Origin of the sequence: Variovorax sp. J2L1-78 (assembly GCF_030317205.1) — a bacterium.
Lineage (GTDB): Bacteria > Pseudomonadota > Gammaproteobacteria > Burkholderiales > Burkholderiaceae_C > Variovorax > Variovorax arabinosiphilus.
This window is the reverse complement of the sequence record NZ_JASZYB010000001.1, coordinates 1,260,691-1,281,491: the sequence shown is the minus strand read 5'-3', so window position 1 is coordinate 1,281,491 and position 20,801 is coordinate 1,260,691. Positions and strand designations below refer to the sequence as shown.

The 20,801-nt window shown below is 68.7% G+C and carries 18 protein-coding genes; 8 read left to right on the top strand and 10 right to left on the bottom strand.

The features are described 5' to 3' along the window. Positions 1 to 7: 7 nt before the first annotated feature. From QTH86_RS06170 to QTH86_RS06160, 3 genes are all read right to left on the bottom strand, one after another. Positions 8 to 1,600, bottom strand: coding sequence for an OpgD/OpgG family glucan biosynthesis protein (locus QTH86_RS06170; RefSeq protein WP_286645550.1), 1,593 nt, complete (start codon positions 1,598 to 1,600; stop codon positions 8 to 10). 74 nt (positions 1,601 to 1,674) lie between these two features. Then, positions 1,675 to 1,905, bottom strand: a complete 231-nt coding sequence (locus QTH86_RS06165; RefSeq protein WP_286645551.1) for a hypothetical protein — start codon at positions 1,903 to 1,905, stop codon at positions 1,675 to 1,677. A 151-nt stretch (positions 1,906 to 2,056) separates the two neighbouring features. Continuing rightward, positions 2,057 to 2,677, bottom strand: a complete 621-nt coding sequence (locus tag QTH86_RS06160; protein ID WP_286645552.1) for a LuxR C-terminal-related transcriptional regulator — start codon at positions 2,675 to 2,677, stop codon at positions 2,057 to 2,059. An 88-nt stretch (positions 2,678 to 2,765) separates the two neighbouring features. Here QTH86_RS06160 and QTH86_RS06155 point away from each other — a divergent pair, with 88 nt between their 5' ends. Together QTH86_RS06155 and QTH86_RS06150 are read left to right on the top strand one after the other, a co-directional pair. Beyond that, positions 2,766 to 3,578 carry a CoA transferase subunit A gene (locus tag QTH86_RS06155; protein ID WP_286646751.1) on the top strand — a complete coding sequence of 271 codons (813 nt, stop codon included), beginning with the start codon at positions 2,766 to 2,768 and terminating at the stop codon, positions 3,576 to 3,578. A gap of 1 nt (position 3,579) precedes the next feature. Beyond that, on the top strand, positions 3,580 to 4,218 hold the full coding sequence (locus QTH86_RS06150) for a 3-oxoacid CoA-transferase subunit B (protein ID WP_286645553.1): 639 nt from the start codon (positions 3,580 to 3,582) through the stop codon (positions 4,216 to 4,218). 46 nt (positions 4,219 to 4,264) lie between these two features. Here the strand turns inward: QTH86_RS06150 and QTH86_RS06145 are convergent, their stop codons facing one another. Both QTH86_RS06145 and QTH86_RS06140 read right to left on the bottom strand, forming a co-directional pair. After that, entirely contained in the window at positions 4,265 to 5,776 is a 1,512-nt protein-coding gene (locus tag QTH86_RS06145; RefSeq protein ID WP_286645554.1) for an MFS transporter, read from the bottom strand. Positions 5,777 to 5,882: 106 nt separating this feature from the next. Further along, a complete protein-coding gene (locus QTH86_RS06140) occupies positions 5,883 to 7,553 on the bottom strand; it encodes a glucan biosynthesis protein G (protein ID WP_286645555.1) in 1,671 nt (556 codons plus the stop codon). 326 nt (positions 7,554 to 7,879) lie between these two features. Here QTH86_RS06140 and bglX point away from each other — a divergent pair, with 326 nt between their 5' ends. The 3 genes from bglX to QTH86_RS06125 are packed head-to-tail and all read left to right on the top strand — an operon-like array spanning position 7,880 to position 12,058. Beyond that, the gene (gene bglX, locus QTH86_RS06135; RefSeq protein WP_286646752.1) at positions 7,880 to 10,165 is read left to right on the top strand and encodes a beta-glucosidase BglX; all 2,286 of its coding nucleotides are present in this window, start codon (positions 7,880 to 7,882) and stop codon (positions 10,163 to 10,165) included. Between the two features lie 23 nt (positions 10,166 to 10,188). Beyond that, positions 10,189 to 11,586 (top strand): CoA transferase, encoded by a 1,398-nt coding sequence (locus tag QTH86_RS06130; RefSeq protein ID WP_286645556.1) that lies wholly within the window; start codon positions 10,189 to 10,191, stop codon positions 11,584 to 11,586. A gap of 58 nt (positions 11,587 to 11,644) precedes the next feature. Then, positions 11,645 to 12,058, top strand: a complete 414-nt coding sequence (locus tag QTH86_RS06125; protein ID WP_286645557.1) for a surface-adhesin E family protein — start codon at positions 11,645 to 11,647, stop codon at positions 12,056 to 12,058. Positions 12,059 to 12,063: 5 nt separating this feature from the next. Here QTH86_RS06125 and QTH86_RS06120 read toward each other — a convergent pair whose 3' ends face one another. The 4 genes from QTH86_RS06120 to QTH86_RS06105 form a co-directional block, all read right to left on the bottom strand. Further along, a complete protein-coding gene (locus QTH86_RS06120; RefSeq protein ID WP_286645558.1) occupies positions 12,064 to 12,690 on the bottom strand; it encodes a hypothetical protein in 627 nt (208 codons plus the stop codon). Further along, positions 12,690 to 13,376: a C39 family peptidase gene (locus QTH86_RS06115; protein ID WP_286645559.1), complete on the bottom strand. Its 687-nt coding sequence runs from the start codon at positions 13,374 to 13,376 to the stop codon at positions 12,690 to 12,692. The genes QTH86_RS06120 and QTH86_RS06115 overlap by 1 nt, the downstream gene beginning before the upstream one ends. A gap of 12 nt (positions 13,377 to 13,388) precedes the next feature. Continuing rightward, complete coding sequence (locus QTH86_RS06110; RefSeq protein WP_286645560.1) at positions 13,389 to 13,754, bottom strand: hypothetical protein; 366 nt, start codon at positions 13,752 to 13,754, stop codon at positions 13,389 to 13,391. Between the two features lie 89 nt (positions 13,755 to 13,843). Beyond that, entirely contained in the window at positions 13,844 to 15,106 is a 1,263-nt protein-coding gene (locus QTH86_RS06105) for a hypothetical protein (RefSeq protein WP_286645561.1), read from the bottom strand. Between the two features lie 464 nt (positions 15,107 to 15,570). Between QTH86_RS06105 and QTH86_RS06100 the strand changes: the two genes are divergently transcribed. Then, entirely contained in the window at positions 15,571 to 16,887 is a 1,317-nt protein-coding gene (locus QTH86_RS06100; RefSeq protein ID WP_286645562.1) for an acetate kinase, read from the top strand. Between the two features lie 8 nt (positions 16,888 to 16,895). Beyond that, a complete protein-coding gene (locus tag QTH86_RS06095; RefSeq protein WP_286645563.1) occupies positions 16,896 to 18,242 on the top strand; it encodes a sigma-54 dependent transcriptional regulator in 1,347 nt (448 codons plus the stop codon). A gap of 21 nt (positions 18,243 to 18,263) precedes the next feature. On the opposite strand, the gene QTH86_RS06090 is transcribed toward QTH86_RS06095, so the two are convergent. Continuing rightward, positions 18,264 to 19,157, bottom strand: coding sequence for a LysR family transcriptional regulator (locus tag QTH86_RS06090; protein WP_286645564.1), 894 nt, complete (start codon positions 19,155 to 19,157; stop codon positions 18,264 to 18,266). 115 nt (positions 19,158 to 19,272) lie between these two features. Between QTH86_RS06090 and QTH86_RS06085 the strand changes: the two genes are divergently transcribed. Further along, positions 19,273 to 20,796, top strand: a complete 1,524-nt coding sequence (locus QTH86_RS06085) for a CoA-acylating methylmalonate-semialdehyde dehydrogenase (protein WP_286645565.1) — start codon at positions 19,273 to 19,275, stop codon at positions 20,794 to 20,796. Positions 20,797 to 20,801: the final 5 nt, after the last annotated feature.

Sequence of the window (20,801 nt, the reverse complement as noted above, 5' to 3'; positions counted from 1 at the left end):
CGCTGCGCTAGGACGGCCGGTACTGGCAGAGCCAGGTCTCCGACAGCGCCTGGGTGCCGTGGCGCAGGAAGAGCCGCAGGTCCACCGGCTCGTTCTCCTCGGCCGCATGGTCGAACTGCGCGCGCCAGTGTCCCGGCACGCCGTTGGGCACCGGTTCGGCGAAGGTGTACGAGAAGCTGCCGCGTGTGGCGGTCAGCACGAGTTCGGGCCGCGTGCCGAAGGGCAACGCGGCGAGCGGCGCGCCGACAAACTCGACCATGAACTTGTGCACGCCGGCCGGCCGCGGCTTGCCCGGCTGCCCGCCGCGGCCGGTGCGGGTGGCCACGCAGCGTGCCAGCGGCGCGGGGTAGGGCTCGGCGTCGGTCCAGTGCAAACGGTAGCGCAGCCGGTAGTGCATACCGGCGGTCGCCGGCGCCTGGGGCACCCAGAAGGCGACGACGTTGTCGTGGATCTCGTCGTCCGTCGGGATTTCGATAAGCTGCACTGCGCCTTCGCCCCAGTCGCCGATCGGCTCGACCCACAGGCTGGGTCGCCGCTCGTAATGCACGCCATCCAGGTAGTGGTCGAAGGCGCGGTCGCGCTGCAGCAGGCCGAAGCCGCGCGGCTGCGCATCGGCGAAGGCGGATGCCGTGGTCTGCGCCGGGTTGTTGAGCGGACGCCAGACGCGTTCGCCGTTGCCGCGCCACAGCGCCAGGCCATCGGAATCGTGCACCTCCGGGCGCCAGTCGGCGGCGGTCGGGCGCGTTTCCGAATACCAGTACATCGAGGTCAGCGGCGCGATGCCCAGGCGCGCCACGTCGCGACGCAGGAACAGCCGGCAGTCCACCTCCATCACGACGGCTTGCCCGCGCTGCATCACGAAGCGGTAGGCGCCCGCGAGGCTGGGGCCGTCGAGCAAGGCAAAGACCGTGACGCTGTCGCCGCCGTCCGTCGGCGGTTCGAAGTAGACGTGGGTGAAGGCCGGAAACTCCTCGGCCTGGCCCGGCACCGCCACGTTCAGCGCGATGCCGCGAGCCGACAGGCCGTACTGGTAGAGCGCACCGATGGCGCGGAAGTAGGAGGCGCCGAGGAAGGCGACCCAGTCGTTCTTGCGCCAGTCCGGGGCCTTGGCGTCGCCCCGCCGGCTCTCCTGGAAGCGGAAACCGGCGAAGCCGGCCCCCGGGGGCAATTGCCGCGCGGGGCTGTCGGCCGGCATGTCGAAGTAGCCGGGGTCATAGAGGATCTCGCGCTCGAAGCCGTCGCCGGCCGCGGTCTCGATCAGGTGCATGCGGACCGGTGCCGGGAAGAAGCGCCCGAGGTGGAAGAAGGTGACCGGGAAGGTGCCGGGGCCGTCGCGAAAGAGGGCGCTGCCGGTGTCGAAGCGGATCTTCCCGTGCGCCTCGTAGTCGATGCGATCGAGCACGGCGGCTGGTGGCGTCGGCACGGCGACGAAGGGACGTCCCGCCAGCGCTTCGGCCTGCGCGGCGAGGCGGTCGAAGGAAAAGGGGCCGGGGCGGCCCAGCTTCAGGCCGGTGGCGGCGAAGGCTGTATCGGGGGTCCCCAGGGCGGTGGACGCCGCGGCGGCGCCGCCGGCCGCGAGAAAGGTGCGTCGGTCGAGCATGGCCTTCCATGCTGCCGAAGATGCCGTGCGGGCGCTGTAGGCGCAGGGCCGGCCTTGCTACGAGTCCGTCAGGATCAGGCGAATTCCGCCGAGGCCTTGCCCCACGACCGTGTCGACATGCGGCGCAGCAGGTCGAGCTGCCGGACTTCCTCGGCGTCGCGCAGGCTCTTGGCCGCCCGGGCGGCGACATAGTCGACGAACAGGGCGTCGACCCGGCTCGTCCATTCGCGCGCCGCCTCGGGGCAGGCAGGAATGTCGAGGCCACTCTTGCGGAGGATGTCGGCTTTCTGAACGGTGGTGAGCATGGCGTGGCCTGAAGGAAACGGGACGATGCCAATCTATCGGCAGCGCAAGCCCTGGGCCATTGGCTACATGGCGTATGCAGGTGTCGGACGATGCCAACTACTACCGGAATCGGCATCTGCGTGCGTCCGGGCGGCCGGCGCCGGCCGCCGATCAGCCCGCCATCAGCTTCTGAACCAGCTCGGCCGTGGTCGCCGCGGCGTACTTGCGCATCAGCCGGGCGCGGTGCAGTTCGACCGTCCGGTGGCTGATGCCCAGCACCTTGCCGATCTCCTTGGAGGTCCGCCCCTGCATCACCTGCGCGGCCACCTCGCGCTCGCGCGGCGTGAGCTGGGCCTGCCCCGAGCCTGTCGACGGGGCCTTGGCCGTCCGGCGCGACCCGAGGTCCTCGAAGGTCCAGATGCCAGCCTCGTGCGGCGCGTCGCGGTTGAGCGCATGGCCGGTCACGTGGCACCAGAAGGTCTCGCCGGCGAAGGCGCCGTGCAGGTCGCCCAGGCGCCGCATCATGCGGTTGTCGGCATAGCGGCCGCTGGCGTTGAGAATCGGCACCATGCGCTTGCCGATGCGCTCGAATTCGGCGACGCTCGGGTACAGCACGCGGAAGGACTGGCCCACCAGCATCTCGCGGGCGGCGCCGAACATCTCGCAGAGCCGTTCGTTGCAGTCGACCATCGTGCGGTTGCGCGAGAGCACCATGCCCACCGGGGCATGCTCGAAGGCCAGCCGGTAGTCGATGGCGGTGGTCGCTGGCGAGGCGCTCTCGGGTGTCTCCATTACGAAATACTACGTATGCGGGTACGTAGTATCGTCGCAGGCAGTTTCCCTCTCATTCACACGCACCTCGCGAGGATCACGACCCATGGTGAACAAGATCTATGCCTCCGCCAAGGAGGCGCTGGCCGGCGTCGTCGCCGACGACCAGATGCTCGCCGTCGGCGGCTTCGGCCTGTGCGGCATTCCCGAAGCGCTCATCGAGGCGCTCAAGGAAAGCCAGGTACAGAACCTGACGGTCGTCTCGAACAACGCAGGCGTCGATGGCTTCGGCCTCGGCAAGCTGCTCGAGACGCGGCAGATCAAGAAGATGATCGCCAGCTACGTCGGCGAGAACAAGGAGTTCGAGCGCCAGTACCTGGCCGGCGAACTTCAGCTCGAATTCACGCCGCAGGGCACGCTGGCCGAGAAGCTGCGCGCCGGCGGCGCCGGCATCCCGGCCTTCTTCACCAAGACCGGGGTCGGCACACAGGTGGCCGAGGGCAAGGAGCTGCGCGAGTTCCACGGCGAGACCTACGTCATGGAACGCTCGCTGGTGCCCGACGTGGCGCTGGTCAAGGCCGACGTGGCCGACACCTCCGGCAACCTGCGCTTCCGCCTGACGGCGCGCAACTTCAACCCGGCCGCGGCGATGGCCGGCAAGGTCTGCATCGTCGAGGTCGAGAAGATCGTCGAACTGGGTGAACTGGCGCCCGACGACATCCACCTGCCGGGCATCTACGTGCACCGCATCGTGCTCAACGCCAACCCCGAGAAGCGCATCGAGAAGCGCACGGTGAGCGCTGCCGCGCCGGTGGATGTCGAGGCCGCCAAGGTCGAGGCGCAGGCCGTGATCGCGCAGGCCGCGGTGATCGACGACGTGCCCGTCCCCCAAGTCCCCGCCAACAAGAAAGAGGGAGCCTGACATGCCTTGGACCCAAGACCAGATGGCGGCCCGTGCCGCCCAAGAACTCGAAGACGGCTTCTACGTGAACCTGGGCATCGGCATTCCGACGCTGGTGGCCAACCACACCGGCGACAAGGAAGTCTGGCTGCAGAGCGAGAACGGCATGCTGGGCATCGGCCCGTTCCCGACCGAGGACGCGGTCGACGCCGACCTGATCAACGCCGGCAAGCAGACGGTGACGACGCTGCCGGGCAGCGCCATCTTCGGCAGCCACGACAGCTTCGCGATGATCCGCGGCGGCAAGATCAACCTGTCGATCCTGGGTGCCATGCAGGTCAGCGCCAAGGGCGACCTGGCCAACTGGATGATCCCCGGCAAGATGGTCAAGGGCATGGGCGGCGCCATGGACCTGGTGGCCGGCGTCAAGCGCGTGATCGTGCTGATGGAACACGTGGCCAAGAAGAAGGACGGCACCGAGGACCTGAAGATCCTCGAGCAGTGCACCCTGCCGCTGACCGGCGTGGGCGTGGTCGACCGCATCATCACCGACCTGGCAGTGCTCGACGTGACGCCCGAGGGCCTGAAGGTGATCGAGCTGGCCGACGGCGTCAGCTTCGATGCGCTGCAGGCCAAGACCGGCGTGCCGCTGATCCGCTGATCCACGGACCTGAAAAGCCGGAGGCGCTGAACCGCCGGACCTGCACTCAGTGCAGGTTCTGCGGCAGCGCCTCTTTCGTTGGCGACTCGGCCGTGCGCATGCCCAGGCCCTGCCGCGGCAGCACCAGCGCGAGCACGACGATGCCCAGCGTCACGACCAGCATCATCAGGAAGGTGAACTGCAGCGAGCCGGCCAGCGCCGCGCGGATGGCGGTATCGCTGACGGTGGGGGCGGTGCCGCCATGCGCGCCCTGCAGCAGCTGGCGCAACTGCTCTTCCGAGATCAACGCGCCGCCGTTCGCACGGCTCAGGCCCACGTTGAAGATGGCACCGAAGAAGGTGGCGCCCAGCGCGCTGCCGAGGTTGCGCGAGAAGATGTTCGATGCGGTCGCGATGCCCCGCTGCGAGAGTTCGACCGATTCCTGGATGAGGATCAGCGAGCCCAGGCTCAGCAGGCCGAAGCCCAGGCCGATGACGAAGGAGCCCGCGCCGGCCAGCATCGGCGAGCTGCCGGGCCGCAGCAGCACGAAGGCCAGCGCGCCCAGCGGGATCAGGGCCGACCCCGCGAAGACCACGCGCCACAGACCGAAGCGATGGAAGGTGCGGGAGGCGAGGGTGGCACCCAGCGGCCAGCCGAGCATCACCATCGTGAGGGCCAGCCCGGCCACCACCGACGAACGCTCGAGCACCACCAGCACATACATCGGCAGGAAGGTCGTGATGCCGATGAGCGACATGCCCACCAGCATCGACGCGCCGTTGACGGTCGCGATCACCCGCGCCCCCCACAGGCGGAACGAGACCATCGGGTCGGGCGCGCGGCGCTCCTGCACGACGAAGAGGCCGGCCGCCACGACGAAGCAGAGCGCCCAGGCGCCTGCCGTGCCGTTGTTGCCGATGCCGAATTCGGTGAGCGCGATCATCAGGGCGGCGATGCCGACCGTGAAGAGCAGGGCGCCGATCAGATCGATGCTGCTGCGACGCACCGACGGCGCTTCACGCAGGAAGAACCAGAAGCCCGCCGCCGCCAGCAGCCCGATCGGGATGTTGATCCAGAAGATCCAGGCCCAGGACAGCTTCTGGACGATGAGCGCGCCGAGCATCGGCCCGAGCACGGCCGACACCGCCCACACGCTGGCCAGGTAGCCCTGCACCTTGCCGCGCTCGCGCACCGGGTACAGGTCGCCGACGATGGTGAGTGCCACCGGCTGGATGGCGCCCGCGCCGACGCCCTGGATCAGGCGGAAGGCGATCATCGCGGGCATCGACCAGGCGAAGCCCGCGAGCACCGAGCCCACCAGGAAGATCGCGATGCCCGCGAACATCACCGGTTTGCGCCCATACAGGTCGGAAAGCTTGCCGAAGACCACGGTCATGGCCGTCTGCGCCAGCAGGAAGGACGCGAAGACCCAGCTGTAGAGGTGCAGCCCGCCCAGCGACGAGGCGATCTGCGGCATCACGGTGGAGACGATGGTGGCCTCGATCGCCACCATTGCCATCGAGGCCATGATCGACGCGATGACCAGCGGCCGGTTCGTTGTAAGGGGGGATGAGCGCATGCGATGCCGCGAGGGCCGGTCTCTGTAAAGGCGAAATGCTACAGAGAAGCGCTCGTCCCCGTGCGGCGCTCGGCCTCTGCCGGCGCGGCGCGAGGTCCGGTACGGATCAGCGCGCCGGCGGGGCGGCCGGTGCGGTGGTCGATGGGGCCGCCGGGGTGTTGGCCGGTGTGGCGAGCGGGGGCGTCGCCGCAGGCGCGACGGCCGGTGGCGGGTTCGGCGGCAGCTGGTAGCTCCAGGTTTCGCTCAGCGCCTTGTCGCCCTGCATCAGGGCCGCGCGCATCTCCACCGGCAGGGCCGGGTTCTTCACCTTGACCCGCAGCTGCACGCGCGCGCCCTTGATGGCCGGGTTGCGCTGCACCGAGTTCTCCAGCAGCTCGGCGTTGTCGCCCACGCTCACCAACGCGCTCAGCGGCGCACCGGGCGGCAGCTTGGCCAGCACCGGCCCTTCGAAGTCGATCAGGAAGGCGCTGCTGCCGTCGAGCGCGCGGATCAGGTTGGCCTGCAACTGTTCGCCGTCGGTGTGGAAGGTCTGGCGCACCCAGGCGTTGTCCTGGCCGTGCAGCGCCGGCTCGTCGGTGGTCCAGTGCATCCGGTAGGCGAACTGCAGCATCTGGCCGCGCTGCGTCGGCGCGTCGGGCGTCCAGTAGGCGACGATGTTGTCGTTGGTCTCGTCGGGCGTCGGGATCTCCATCAGCGTGACCTTGCCCTTGCCCCAGTTGCCCTGCGGCTCGATCCAGGCGCTGGGCCGCAGGTCGTAGCGGTCGCGCAGGTCTTCGAAGCGCGAGAACTCGCGGCCGCGCTGCAGCAGGCCGAAGCCCTTCGGGTTGTCGACGCTGAAGGTGCTGATCGCCAGGTTCTTCGGGTTGTTCAGCGGGCGCCACAGCCATTCGTTGGCGCCGGTGTGGATCGCCAGGCCGTTCGAGTCGTGGATGGCCGGGCGGAAGCTGCGCTTGAGCTCCGACTGCTGGTTCGGACCGTAGAGGAACATGCTGGTCAGCGGCGCGACGCCCAACGACTTGATGTCGCCGCGCACGAACACGTTGGCCTGCACGTCGACCACCGCGTCCTTGCCGCCGGGCTGCAAGATGAACTGGTAGGCCCCCGTGGCGCGTGGCGAGTCGAGCAGCGCGTAGATGACCAACTGCTTGTCGGTGCCCGAGGGGCGCTGCACCCAGAACTCGCGGAAGTTCGGGAACTCTTCGCCGCCGGGCGGCGCGGTGTCGATCGCCAGCCCGCGGCTCGACAGCCCGTAGACCTGGCCCTTGCCGATGACGCGGAAGTAGCTCGCGCCCAGGAAGCTCATGATCTCGTCGTCCTTGCCCGGCTGGTTGATCGGGTACATCACCCGGAAGCCGGCGTAGCCGAGCGTGCTCGTGGCGCCTTTGTCGAAGCTGAGGTTGCCGAAGTCGAAACGGTCCGGGTCGTACTTGATCTCCTGCACCGCGTCGCCGTTGATTTCGTTGATGCGCACCGGGGCGTTGAACTGCATGCCCTGGTGATAGAAGTTCAGGCGGAAGGGCGTGGGCTGGTCGCGCCACTCGAAGCGGTCGGTGCGCGGCTGCATCTTCTGGTAGTCGGCGAACTGCATGCTGCTGAAGACCGGCGGCAAGTTGCTCACCGGCGCTACGTACGGCTTTTCCATGAGCGCCCGGGCCCGCGCCGTCACGTCGTCGAGCGAGAAGGCATGCGCCTGCGCGGCGCACAACAGCGACGCAAGCGCACCGGTGCAGAGCAGGGCGATCGATGGTTTCTTCTTGTGGCGTGCGGTGGGGGTCATGCGGTGGATTCCATAAGCAGAAGGCACAGGGGACGAGGGGAGATGGATCGGCGCTGCATCGCCGCGGCGTCGTGCATATCGAAACGACTGCGCGGCCATGCGGCGAATACCGACAGGGTCGGGCGCTGGGGGCCGCGACACTCTCGGCTCGCGCACCGGCGAGTCAGAAGCAATATTCCTGCCGCGCTTTGGGAGGTCTCGCAGGTCTGGCAGGGTGTGTGGAACGTCGGCTTGCCAACATGGTCTTAGCTTAGCATCGCCGAATGTGAGGCCTTGTCGGCAAAGACCGGCTTCGCACCATCCTCCGAGAAAGAGACTGAATGAAGATGTCGCATCTGCTGGCCCTCGCGGCCGGCCTGGCCAGCCCGCTGGCCTTCGCCCAGCATGATCCCTCCGCGCTGGCCAACAAGGGCACGTTCATCGCCGACATGGTCGGGAAGATGACCCTCGACGAGAAGATCGGCCAGCTGCGTCTCATCAGCATCGGCCCCGAGATGCCCATCGCGCAACTGGCCGACGAGATCACCGCGGGCCGCGTGGGCGGCACCTTCAATTCGGTGAACCGGCCGCACAACCGCCTGCTGCAGGACGCTGCCATGAAGGGCCGGCTGAAGATCCCGATGTTCTTCGCCTACGACGTGATCCACGGCCACCGCACCACCTTCCCGATCGGCCTGGGCCTGGCATCGAGCTGGGACATGGAGGCGGTCAAGCTGATGGCCAGCACGGCCGCGAAGGAAGCTGCGGGCGACTCGGTCGACATGACCTTCGCGCCGATGGTCGACATCGCGCGCGACCCGCGCTGGGGCCGCACCTCCGAAGGCTTCGGCGAAGACCCATACCTGGTCTCCGAGATCGCGAAGGCGACGGTCACGGGCTTCCAGGGCACGCGGCCGGTGCCGGCCGATCGCATCATGGCCAGCGTCAAGCACTTCGCGCTGTACGGCGCGGTCGAAGGCGGCCGCGACTACAACACCGTCGACATGAGCCCGATGCGCATGTACAACGAGTACCTGCCGCCCTACCGCGCCGCTATCGACGCCGGCGCCGGTGGCGTGATGGTCGCGCTCAACTCGATCAATGGCGTGCCGGCCACATCGAACACCTGGCTCATGCAGGACCTGCTGCGCAAGGACTGGGGCTTCAAGGGCGTGAGCGTGAGCGACCACGGGGCCATCGTCGAACTCATGCGCCACGGCGTGGCCAAGGACGAGCGCGAAGCCGCCAAGCTGGCGATCAAGAACGGCATCGACCTGAGCATGGCCGACTCGGTCTACTTGAAGGAGCTGCCGGCGCTGGTGCAGTCGGGCGACGTGGCCATGCGCGAGATCGACAACGCGGTGCGCGAGGTGCTGGGCGCCAAGTACGACATGGGCCTGTTCCACAACCCCTACCTGCGCATCGGCGTGGCCAAGGACGACCCGGCCGATCTCGATGCCGAGAGCCGCTTGCACCGGGCCGCGGCGCGCGAGGTCGCCCGCAAGTCGATGGTGCTGCTCGAGAACCGCAACCGCACGCTGCCGCTTGCGAAGTCCAAGACCATCGCATTGGTCGGCCCTCTGGCCGACGCGCCCATCGACATGCTGGGCAGCTGGTCGGCGGCCGGCAATTCGAAGAACGCCGTCACGCTGCGCACCGGCCTGAACACGGCCGTCGGCACGCAGGGCCGCGTGCTCTATGCGCGCGGTGCCAACATCACCAACGACGAAGGCATCGTCAAGTACCTCAACTTCCTGAACTGGGACACGCCCGAGGTCACGCAGGACAAGCGCACGCCCGCCGCGATGATCGACGAGGCCGTGGCCGCGGCGCGCCAGTCCGACGTGATCGTCGCCGCCGTCGGCGAGGCGCGCGGCATGTCGCACGAGTCGTCCAGCCGCACCAACCTCGACCTGCCGCAAAGCCAGCGCGACCTCATCACCGCGCTCAAGGCCACCGGCAAACCGCTGGTGCTGGTGCTCATGAACGGCCGCCCGCTCGCCTTGCAGCGCGAGCAGCAGGAAGCCGACGCGATCCTCGAGACCTGGTACACCGGCATGGAAGGCGGCCACGCCATCGCCGACGTGCTCTTCGGCGACTACAACCCGTCCGGCAAACTGCCCATCTCGTTCCCGCGCTCGGTCGGCCAGATCCCGACCTACTACAACCACGCGCGCCTGGGCCGCCCCTTCACCGAAGGCAAGCCGGGCAACTACACCTCCCAGTATTTCGAGGAAGTCACCGGGCCGCTGTACCCCTTCGGCTACGGCCTGAGCTACACCGACTTCGCGCTGTCCGACGTGGTGCTCTCGGGCGCGACGATGGGTCGCGGCGGCAAGGTCGAGGCGGCGGTCACCGTGAAGAACATGGGCCAGCGCGCCGGCGAGACGGTGGTGCAGCTCTACATCCAGGACGTGGCTGCCTCGGTGGTGCGGCCGGTGAAGGAACTCAAGGACTTCCGCAAGGTGGCGCTGCAGCCGGGCGAGGAGAAGGTGGTGCGCTTCACCATCGACGAATCGAAGCTGAAGTTCTTCAACGCGCAGCTGCAGCACGTGGCCGAGCCGGGCGCCTTCAACGTGCAAATCGGCCTCGATTCGCAGGCCGTGAAGCAGACGAGCTTCGAACTGCGCTAGGGAACAACAGGGAGTTGCGAGCGATGTCCGATACCGATGCGATGTCCTTTCTTCGGCCACTCTGGCAAGAGGCCGGCCTGCCGGCGGAAGCGCTCGCCTTCGCGCACCTGACGGGGGCCGACCCGGTGCTGCCGTCGTCCTTCGCCGTCGGCGCGGCGGCGCAGACCAGCATCGCGGCCGCGGCGCTGGCCGCCTGCGAGCTGGGCCATGCGCGCGGCACGCCGCGGCAGGCGGTGGCGGTCGACATGCGGCATGCCGCGCTGGAATGCACCGGTTGGTTCAGCCTCGACGGCCGGGTGCCCGATCTGTGGGATGCCTTCTCCGGCCTGTACCGCTGCGCCGACGGCCACGTGCGCATCCACGCCAACTTCCGCCATCACCGGGAGGGCGCCTTGCGTCTGCTCGGCCTCGACCCCGAGGGGGCGCAGCGCAGCGATGCCGAACAGGCCCTGCTGGGCTGGCGCGCGCTCGATTTCGAGCAGGCCGCGGCCGAGCGTGGGCTGGTCGTCACCGCGCTGCGCCGCTTCGACGATTGGGACGCGACGCCGCAGGGCCGCGCGGTCGCCGTGCAGCCGCTCTTCACCCTGGAGCGCATCGGTGATGCCGCGCCGCGCGCGCTGCCGCCGCTGGACGACGACGAGCCACCGCTCGCCGGCCTGCGGGTGCTCGACCTCACGCGCATCCTGGCCGGCCCCGTCGGCGGCCGTGCGCTCGCGGCCTACGGTGCCGAGGTGCTGCTGGTCAATTCGCCGGGGCTGCCCAACATCGAGGCCATCGCCGACACCAGCCGCGGGAAGCTGTCGGCCCATGTCGACCTGCGCAGCGACGAGGGGCAGGCCACGCTGCAGCGCCTGGTCGCGGATGCGCATGTCTTCGTGCAGGGCTACCGGCCCGGCGGCATCGCAGAACTGGGCTTCGGCCCCCAGGCGCTGGCGCGCCTGCGGCCGGGCATCGTCTGCGTGTCGCTGAGCGCCTACGGCACGCAGGGCCCATGGGCCGCGCGGCGCGGTTTCGATTCGCTGGTGCAGACGGCCATGGGCTTCAACCACGCCGAGGGCGAAGCCAAGGGCGACGGCCAGCCGCGTCCGATGCCGATGCAGATCCTCGACGAGGCGACGGGCTACCTGATCGCCTTCGGGGCTGCCGCCGCGCTGTGGCGCCAGCAGCGCGAGGGTGGCAGCTGGCACGTGCAGGTGTCGCTGGCGCAGACCGGCCAGTGGCTGCGCAGCCTGGGCCGCGTGCCGGGTGGGCTCGACGTGCCCAGGCCCGGTATCGCCGATCTCGCGCCCTACATCGAGAGCAGCGCGTCCGGCTTCGGCGAACTGCAGGCGCTGCGCCACAGCGCACAGCTCGCCCGCACGCCGGCGTTCTGGCGCCGGCCGTCGATGCCGCCTGGCACGCATCCTGCGCAATGGCCATGAGGGGACAGCGGACGTGTGGGGTGGCACGCTCGGGTCACCTGCTGACAGAGGAACAGATGTGAAGACGTGGTGGATCGGGGCCGTGGTGTTGGCCGGCGCGACCTGGGCTCAGGCGCAGAGCACCTGGTTCACCGTGGCCGGCAATCCCAATGACCCGACGGTCGACACCGTCGAGGTCGATCCCGTGTCCGTCTTGCGGGAACGCGAGGCGCGGGTCATGCACGTGCGCGTGAGCCGCTCGACGCAGCGCCACAACTGGGAGGGCGTGGCCTACCGTTCCTACGCATCGGAAGTGGTGTTCGACTGCCACGCACGCCGTGCCCACTACCGGCGGGCCAGCTTCTATGGCGAGCCGCTGTGGCGGGGCGACGCCCACACACGGACCGACTACACGAACGATCCCAAGCCGATGCTGTTCAAGGACATGGCGCCCAACCCGACGCAGCGCATCGTCCGGGCGGCGTGCGGTTAGACCTGCTAACGCCCGGGCACCGCGCGCGTGAGCGCATCGCGCAGCGCCGCGGCCGTGTTCGCGCCCCGCGCCAGACTCAGGGCGTTCGTGGTGGCATCGATCACGGTGCGGGTCTGGATCGCCTGGTTGTTCAGCGTGTTCTGGACGACGGTTGCTGGTGAGCTGAACGTGGTGGTCGCGCTGCCTGCGTTGGCTGAGTTCCCCGATGCCCCCGCATTGCCTGATGCGGCCGTGCTGCCCGAACTGCCCGAACTGCTGGCGACGCTCGCGCCGCCGTCTGCCGTCGGCGTCACCGTCGGCGCCGTGTTGCCGCTGCCGACCTGCACGACGCTGGTGCTGCCCAGGTAGCGCTCGAAGGCGGCGACCTGCGCCGCCGTGATGCGGCCCAGATCAGGCAACTGGAAAGAGGTGCTGCTCAGCACCACGCCGTTCACCGTGACGACGCGGCTGATGCCGAAGGACGCCATCACGCCGCCGCCCAGGTCGAAGCCGCCGCGCATCGCCGCCAGCGTGTCGTCGCCGACGGTCATCCAGGTGGTGTCGCGCGCGCCGGTGCCGGCCCCGGCGCTGGCAGCAGCGCCGAGCGAGAGGCCGATGAAGAGGCCGAAGGTGGCGAGCCGATGGCGGGCCATCAGAATTGCCCCGGGCCGTTGCGCGGCACACCATTCGCGAAGACGTCGCGGATCACACCGCTGGCCAGCGGTGCCGAAGGCGCAGCGCGCCAGTCGGCCGCCTGGTTGAAGCGCGCCAGGTCCATGCGGTTATGCACGACGAAGAGCAGCTTCTGCTGCCACTGCGCCTCGAAGGTAGCGCGCGGCACGGCCCGCGTGCCGCTGGCCGGGTCGCCGATCAGCACCCGGTCGCGGTCGAGGCCCTTCACCACGACGAAGTGGTGGTAGCCGTTCTCGGTGATCAGCGCGATGGCGGGCAGGCCTTCCTCGCGGAGTTTGTCCAGCGGCTGGCGAAAACCATCGGCTTCGAAGCCGCGCGTCTGCAAAAAGCGCTTCATGTCGAGCAGCGAGAAGCCCTCGCGGCGGATCTTGGCCTGGTCGCCATGGGCGTACATGTGCTCGAACACCTCGCGCTCGGTGGTCGGGCGGCCGTACTGGTGGGTCAGCAGCGTGGCGACGGCGGCCGAGCCGCAGCTGAAGTCGTACTGCTGGATCAGGGTGCCGGCTTGCTTGATCTGCTGCAGGGTGCGCACCGGCACGGCGTAGCTGCCGCCGGCGATTTCGGTCATCTGCGGCACGCGCCCCTGCGCCTGCGCGAGGCTGGCGCAGAGCAGGGCGGCGGGCCAGAGGAGGAGATGGCGTGGCATGGCGTGCCTCCCTCATTGCATCTTCACGTTCACGATGACGGCGTTCTGGATCAGCACGTTGGCGCCCGAATTCTGGACCACCAGCGGCAGGCCGCTCATGCCGGAGAAGGCGCCGCCGGCGATCGTGTTGGTGCCGGTCGAGACATGGTCGGCCACGTTGCCGGCGGTGATGCCGTCGAGCCGCATGTCGTTCTGTGTGACCTCGCGGCCCCCTCGCAGGGTCGAGAGCGTGTCGGGATCCACCGGCTGGGCGAAGGCGCTGCGCGTCGGCGCGCTGGGCGCGGCGTCGATCGGGCCGGTCTGGGCCAGCAAGTGCAGGGGCAGCAGCAGGGGAACCGCCGCCATCGCCAGGCGGCGTCGCAAAGGCAGATTTCGCATGATCGCTCCTCGAAAAAGGAAAGACGCCACCGCGCCGCGACGCATGCGCGAGGCACGCGTCGCGGACGGCGGGTTGCCGTTGCCGTACCTCAGCGCACGCTGAGGTTGGCCTGCACGTTCACGCTCTGCTGAACCAGGCTGCTGATGCCGCTCTGCTGGTTGGCGATCATGATGCCGGCCGCCGACTGGCCGACCGAGGTCATCGTGTTCGACATGTTGAAGGTGCCGGCGCTCACGCTGTTGACCCCGCCCGCACCGCCACTGCCGCCTTCACCCACGCCACCGGTGCCGCCCGCTGCGGTGTTGGTGCCACCGCTGCCTGCGCCACCCGCACCGCCGGTGCCGCTGCCGCCCGCACCGCCGCTGCCGGCGCTGTTGTTGCCGTTGCTGGCGCTGCCGTTGGTCGCGCTGCCATTGCTGGCCGCGCCGCCGTTGCCGCCCAGGCCGCTGCCGGCCGTGCGTGCGCCGGTGTTGCTGCTGGTGGCCGTACCGCCCATGCCGCCGGCGCCGCCTGCCGCGCCGCTGCCCGTTCCGGTGCCGGAACCGCCAGCGCCGGCCGTGCCGGTGTTGCCGCTGGTGCCGCCGTCGGAACCGCCGAGCAGGCCGCCGCCGCCGTTGGCACTGCCGCTGCCGCCGCTCACGCCGCCATTGCCGCCGCTGCCGCTGCCGCTGCCATAGCCGCCGGAGCCGCCGTTGTCACCATTGGCACGCGCCTGTCCACCGGAATTGGTGCCCGAGGCACCGCCGCCGGAGCCGTAGGCGCCGTTGCCTGCGCTGGCACTGCCGTTGGTCGCGCTGCCGTGGCTGATCGCGCCGTTCGAGGCGCTGCCGCCGGTGGCGCCTACCGCGCCGGTTCCCACGGCGCCGTTGCCGCCCTGGCCGCTGCCCGAGGCAGAGCCGCCCGCACCGCGGCCGCCATAGCCACCGTTGCCGGTACCGCCAGCCGCCGAGCCGGTGTTGTAGGCGTAGTTGCCGATCCCGCTCACGTTGTTGCCGGTGACCACCCCGCTCAAGCTGCTGCTGGCGGTGGCCGTCGTCTGGTTGAAGGCGTTGGAGAAGGTGCCGGTCGAGCCGTTGTTGATGGCCACCGAACGCGCTGCGCTGGCCCGGGCTGCGCCCGAGTCGCGGAACATGCTCTGGTCGCGGCTGTCGCTGGAGTTGGTGCTCGAGTCGGTGTTGGTGGTGGTCGTCGTACGGGTTCGGGTGCTGTTGTCGCTCAGGCTCAGTTGCAGCGCGAGCGCGTCATCCGAGGCATTCGCGCCGCCGCCCGACTGGGTGGTGGTCTGGGCCACTGCGGAGCCGGCCATGCCCAGCGCGAGCGCGATCGACGAAGCGAGAAGTGTCTTTTTCATGAGGTCTCCTGATGGTTGAGTTGAATTTCTCTGCCAATGGTTGTGCTTGCGCCCAACAAATGCCGAACTGCAAATTCAGTGCCAGCCGGCGCGCGCATTGAATTGGCCCTGTGAACGCCAACATATCGGCGCCATTGAAACCTTTGCGTTCATCTTTTTTCGGCGCCGAGTGTCACATCGGTGTGACATCAAAAACCAGAAGATCAAGAAAAAATCGTTTGCCGACAAGGCCCTGGACGGTGGGGCGGCGAGAAGCGGTGTCGCAGGCGCGTGGCGGCCAATCGACCTAGGCGCATTGGCGGAGCGAAATATATAAGCCTGTGTTCTGAAGGTGTAGGTGATTTTTCTATCAAGGAATAATGAACATGCGCTTACGAATATTTCCAATTGCAAACCATCGAATCAAATACGAAAAAGTTAGTATCCGCCGCGGACCAAAAAAGTACGAGAGACAAGAGGGTTGTATGAATAACTCGAAGGCTTTTTTGCGCGCGGCGGTTTGCGCCGGCGCGGCGAGCATCGGCGGCCTGGCCGATGCGCAGACCACCACGACGCCGCGCCCCCCGGCTCGACGGCCGCCGCCATCGCCCGTGACCGAGCTCCAGCGGCAGGTGGCGGAGCAGGGGCGCGAGATCGAGGCGCTGCGCAAGTCGATCGCCGAGCAGGCCGCGCGCCAGCAGGAGCTCCAGCAGGCCCTGGCCGAGCGCCAGAACCAGGCCCGCGAGTCGGAGCGCGCGGCGGTCGCGCCGCCGCCTGCCGAGCCGCCACCGGTGGCCATGGCACCGCGTGCGGTGCAGGTCGGGCAGGCGCCGAGCCAGGACGCACGGACCCTCAACGTGGCGCCGTTGTTCGAGCAGCCGGGCATCCTCACGCCCAAGGGCACGACCATCCTCGAGCCCTCCTTCCAGTACGCCTATTCGTCGAGCAACCAGGTGGCGCTGGTCGGCTACACCATCATCCCGTCGCTGCTGATCGGGCTGGTCGACGTGCGGCAGGTCAAGCAGAACACCTTCACCACCGCGCTGACCGGGCGCTTCGGCATCAGCAACCGGTTCGAGATCGAGGCCAAGGTGCCGTATGTGTACCGCTCCAACTCCACGGTCAGCCGCGAGATCTTCACCGGCTCGGCCATCGACAACGTGTTCAACACCAGCGGGCGCGACCTGGGCGACGTCGAGGTCACGGGGCGCTACCAGCTGAACGAGGGCAGCGCCTCCACGCCCTACATGATCGGTACCCTGCGCTTCAAGTCGCGCACGGGCAAGGACCCGTTCGAGGTCGTGACCGACTGCGTGACACGCTGCATCGGCAACACCACCGGCACCGGGCTGCCGCTGGACCTGCCCACCGGCTCGGGCTTCTACACCTTGCAGCCCGGGCTGACCTGGCTGTTCCCCTCGGACCCGGTCGTGTTCTTCGGCAGTTTCAGCTACGCCTACAACTTCAAGCGCAACAACGTGAGCCGGACGGTGCGCGACGGCGGCAGCGAATTCCTCGGCGACTTCCGCGCCGGCGACGTGCTGGGCATGAACTTCGGCATGGGCCTGGCGCTGAACGACAAGTCGGCCTTCAGCATCGGGGTCGACCTGAACTCGGTGGGCCGCGTCAAGCTGAACGGCACCCCGGTCCCGGGGTCGGTCCGCACCCAGCTCGCGACGCTGATGCTCGGCTACTCGTACCGCTACAGCCCCAAGACGAGCGTGAACATCTCCGTGGGCGCAGGCCTGACACGGGACACCCCGGACCTCACCCTCACGGCGCGCATTCCCTTCACGTTCTAGGCAGCGACATGCTGGCGCGACGACTCCTCTGCGTGGTGCCGCATACGCGGCCGGCCGGGCTCGAGCGCCATCTGCGCGCCGAAGGGTGGGAGCTGTTCTGGGTCACGGACCTGTCGGCGGTGCAGCGGCTGCGGCAACGCATGGGGATCTCCTGCTGCCTGGTGTTGCTCGACCAGGTCGACCTGGCGATCACCGCGGCACTCGACGCCGTCGTGCGGCCGACGGATGGGGCCGAGTGGGTGGTCCTGTGCCCGGGGCGCGCGATGGAGTTGCCCGCCTTCCGCGAACTGGTGGCCGACGCCTTCTTCGATTACCACACCGAGCCGGTCGACCCCAGCTGCCTGCTGCAGATCCTGGCGCATGCGCACCGCCGCGCCAGCCTGCGGGCCACCTGCCGCGAAGCCGCACCGGCCCATGGGGCCGACAGCCTCGGCATGGTCGGTCAGAGCGCCGCCATGGCGCGCTTGCGCACGCAGATCCGCAAGGTCGCCGTCACGGAGGCGCCCGTGCTGATCGGTGGCGAAAGCGGCAGCGGGAAGGAACTGGCGGCCCAGGCGATCCACCACGGCTCGGCGCGCGCCGACGGCCCCTTCGTGGCGGTGAACTGCGGCGCCATCGTGCCGGCGCTGGCGCAATCCGAACTGTTCGGCCACGAGCGCGGTTCCTTCACCGGCGCACTGACCGACCGCCGCGGGCTGATCGCCTCGGCCCAGGGCGGGACGCTGTTCCTCGACGAGATCGGCGACCTGCCGCTGGACCTGCAGACCAACCTCTTGCGCTTCTTGCAGGAGAAGACGATCCAGCGCGTCGGCGGCGCGCGCAGCCTGCCGGTGGATGTGCGCGTGGTGGCCGCGTCGCACATCGACCTGGCCGAGGCGGTGGCCTGCGGCAAGTTCCGCGAAGACCTCTACTACCGGCTGCACGTGCTGTCGATCACGGTGCCGCCGCTGCGCGAGCGCAAGGAAGACGTGCCGATGCTGGCCCAGCACTTCTACCGCCGCTGCAGTGCCGACCTTCGCACCACCAAGGTCGAAGGCTTCAGCCGCCAGGCGGTGGCCGCCATGATGGCGCACGACTGGCCGGGTAACGTGCGCGAGCTCTTCAACCGCGTGCAGCGTGCCGTGGTCATGACCGACAGCCGGCTCATCGCGCCCGACGATCTGGAACTGAGCTGCGACGAGCATGAGCACGGCGTCTGCCTCGACGCGGCGCGTACCCTGGCCGAACGGGATGCCATCCGCTTCACGCTCGACCGGACCGGTCGCAACGTCACGCACGCGGCACGTGAGCTGGGTGTCTCACGGATGACGCTGTACCGCCTGATGGAGAAGCACCGGATCGCCTCCCCGGGCTGATCGCCGGTGGACCGTGGCGCGTCAGGCCGGCCCTTGCAGCACGCTGCGCTGGGCCTCGACGGTCTCCCGCACGAAGCTCCACACCGCCTGCATGCGGCCCAGGTGCTTGGTCTCGGCCGGCATCGACATCCAGAAGGTGCGCGTGAAATGCGCCTGCTGGGGCAGCACCGCCTTCAGCGACGTGTCGCGCTCGGCGATGAAGGCCGGCAGCACCGCGATGCCGGCGCCCGCCACCACCGCCGCATGCTGCGCCAGGATACTGGTGCTGCGCAGCGCGAAGCTGTCGGGCTTGTGCAGTTCGTCCAGGTACTGCAGCTCCTTGCTGAAGAGCAGGTCGTCGACGTAGCTGATGAAGGTGTGGCCGCGCAGGTCGTCGCGCGTCTTGATGGCGGTGTGCTTGGCAAGGTAGGCCGTCGACGCGTACAGCCGAAGGGTGTAGTCGGTGAGCTTGGTCACCACCACCGGGCCGCGCGCGGGCCGCTCCAGCGAGATCACGATGTCGGCTTCGCGCCGCGACAGGTGCACCAGGCGCGGCATGGCGAGCAGGTCGATCACCAGCTTCGGGTGCCGGCCAGCGAACAGTGCGAGCTGCGGCGCCAGCACCACGGTGCCGAAGCCTTCGGTCGCGCCGATGCGCACCACGCCCGACAGGCCTTCGTGCGAGGCGGGTGCCGCGCTCTCGACGCTGCGGAACGCGTTCTCCATCGCCTCGACCTGCGGCTGCAGGCGGCGGCCGGCCTCGGTCAGCCGATGGCCACCGGCCTCGCGCGAGAACAGGGGGGAGCCGACCTGCTTTTCGAGGGCCTGGATGCGACGCGCCACCGTGGTGTGGTCGACCGCCAATCGGCGTGCCGCGCTCTGCAGCGTGCCCGATCGTGCGAGTTCGAGGAAGAAGCGCAGGTTGTCCCAGTCCATGCGTTGCGATTATGCAGATCGTGGGTGCGTATTTGTCTATTGCTATGGCAAAACTGCAAAGCTAGCATCGTCCGTTCGCCGCCATCCGGCCCCAGATCGACAAGGAGACAAATCCATGGATGCCAAAGTCAAGCCGACCACGCAGGTCGCCACCGTCAAGCTGCTCATCGGCGGCGAGTTCGTCGAGTCGAAGACGACCGAATGGCGCGATGTCGTCAACCCGGCCACGCAGGAAGTGCTGGCCCGCGTGCCGTTCGCGACGCCTGCGGAAGTCGATGCCGCGGTCGCTTCCGCCAAGGATTCCTTCAAGACGTGGAAGAAGACGCCGATCGGCGCCCGCGCCCGCATCTTCCTGAAGTACCAGCAACTCATCCGCGAGAACATGGGCGAACTCGCCGCCATCCTCACGGCCGAGCAGGGTAAGACGCTGCCGGACGCCGAGGGCGATGTGTTCCGCGGCCTCGAGGTGGTCGAGCATGCCGCGAGCATCGGCAACCTGCAGCTCGGCGAGCTGGCCAACAACGTGGCCAACGGCGTCGACACGTACACGCTGCTGCAGCCGCTGGGCGTGTGCGCCGGCATCACGCCCTTCAACTTCCCCGCGATGATCCCGCTGTGGATGTTCCCGATGGCGATCGTCACTGGCAACACCTTCGTGCTGAAGCCGTCGGAGCAGGACCCGATGGTCACCATGCGCCTGTGCGAACTGGCGCTGCAGGCGGGCATCCCGGCGGGCGTGTTGAACGTCGTCCATGGCGGCGAAGCGGTGGTCAACGCCATCTGCGATCACAAGGACATCAAGGCGATCAGCTTCGTCGGCTCGACCAAGGTCGGCACGCATGTCTACAACCGCGCCATCCCGACCGGCAAGCGCGTGCAATGCATGATGGGTGCGAAGAACCACGCCATCGTCATGCCCGATGCGAACAAGGAGCAGACGCTCAACGCGCTGGCCGGTGCCGGCTTCGGCGCGGCGGGCCAGCGCTGCATGGCGGTGTCCGTCGCGGTGCTGGTGGGCGACGCGCAGAAATGGGTGCCCGACCTGGTCGCCAAGGCCAAGACGCTGAAGATCGGTGCGGGCACGGAGAAGGGCGTCGATGTCGGGCCACTGGTGTCCTGCGCGGCCTACGAGCGGGTCAACGGCCTCATCGAACGCGGCGTGGCCGACGGTGCCACGCTGGCGCTCGACGGCCGCAAGCCCACCGTGCCCGGCTACGAGAAAGGCAACTTCGTCGGCCCGACGGTCTTCGCCGACGTGAAGCCCGGCATGGTGATCTACGAACAGGAGATCTTCGGCCCGGTGCTGTGCCTGGCCAATGCCGCGACCATCGACGAGGCGATCGAGCTGATCAACGCCAACCCGAACGGCAACGGCACCGCCATCTTCACGCAGTCGGGTGCGGCGGCGCGCAAGTTCCAGGAAGAGATCGACGTGGGGCAGGTCGGCATCAACGTGCCGATCCCGGTGCCGGTGCCGATGTTCTCCTTCACCGGCTCGCGCGCGTCGAAGCTGGGCGACCTCGGGCCGTACGGCAAGCAGGTCATCATGTTCTACACGCAGACCAAGACGGTGACCGCGCGCTGGTTCGACGACAGCACGGTGAGCCAGGGCGTCAACACCACCATCAGCCTCAAGTAACCTCG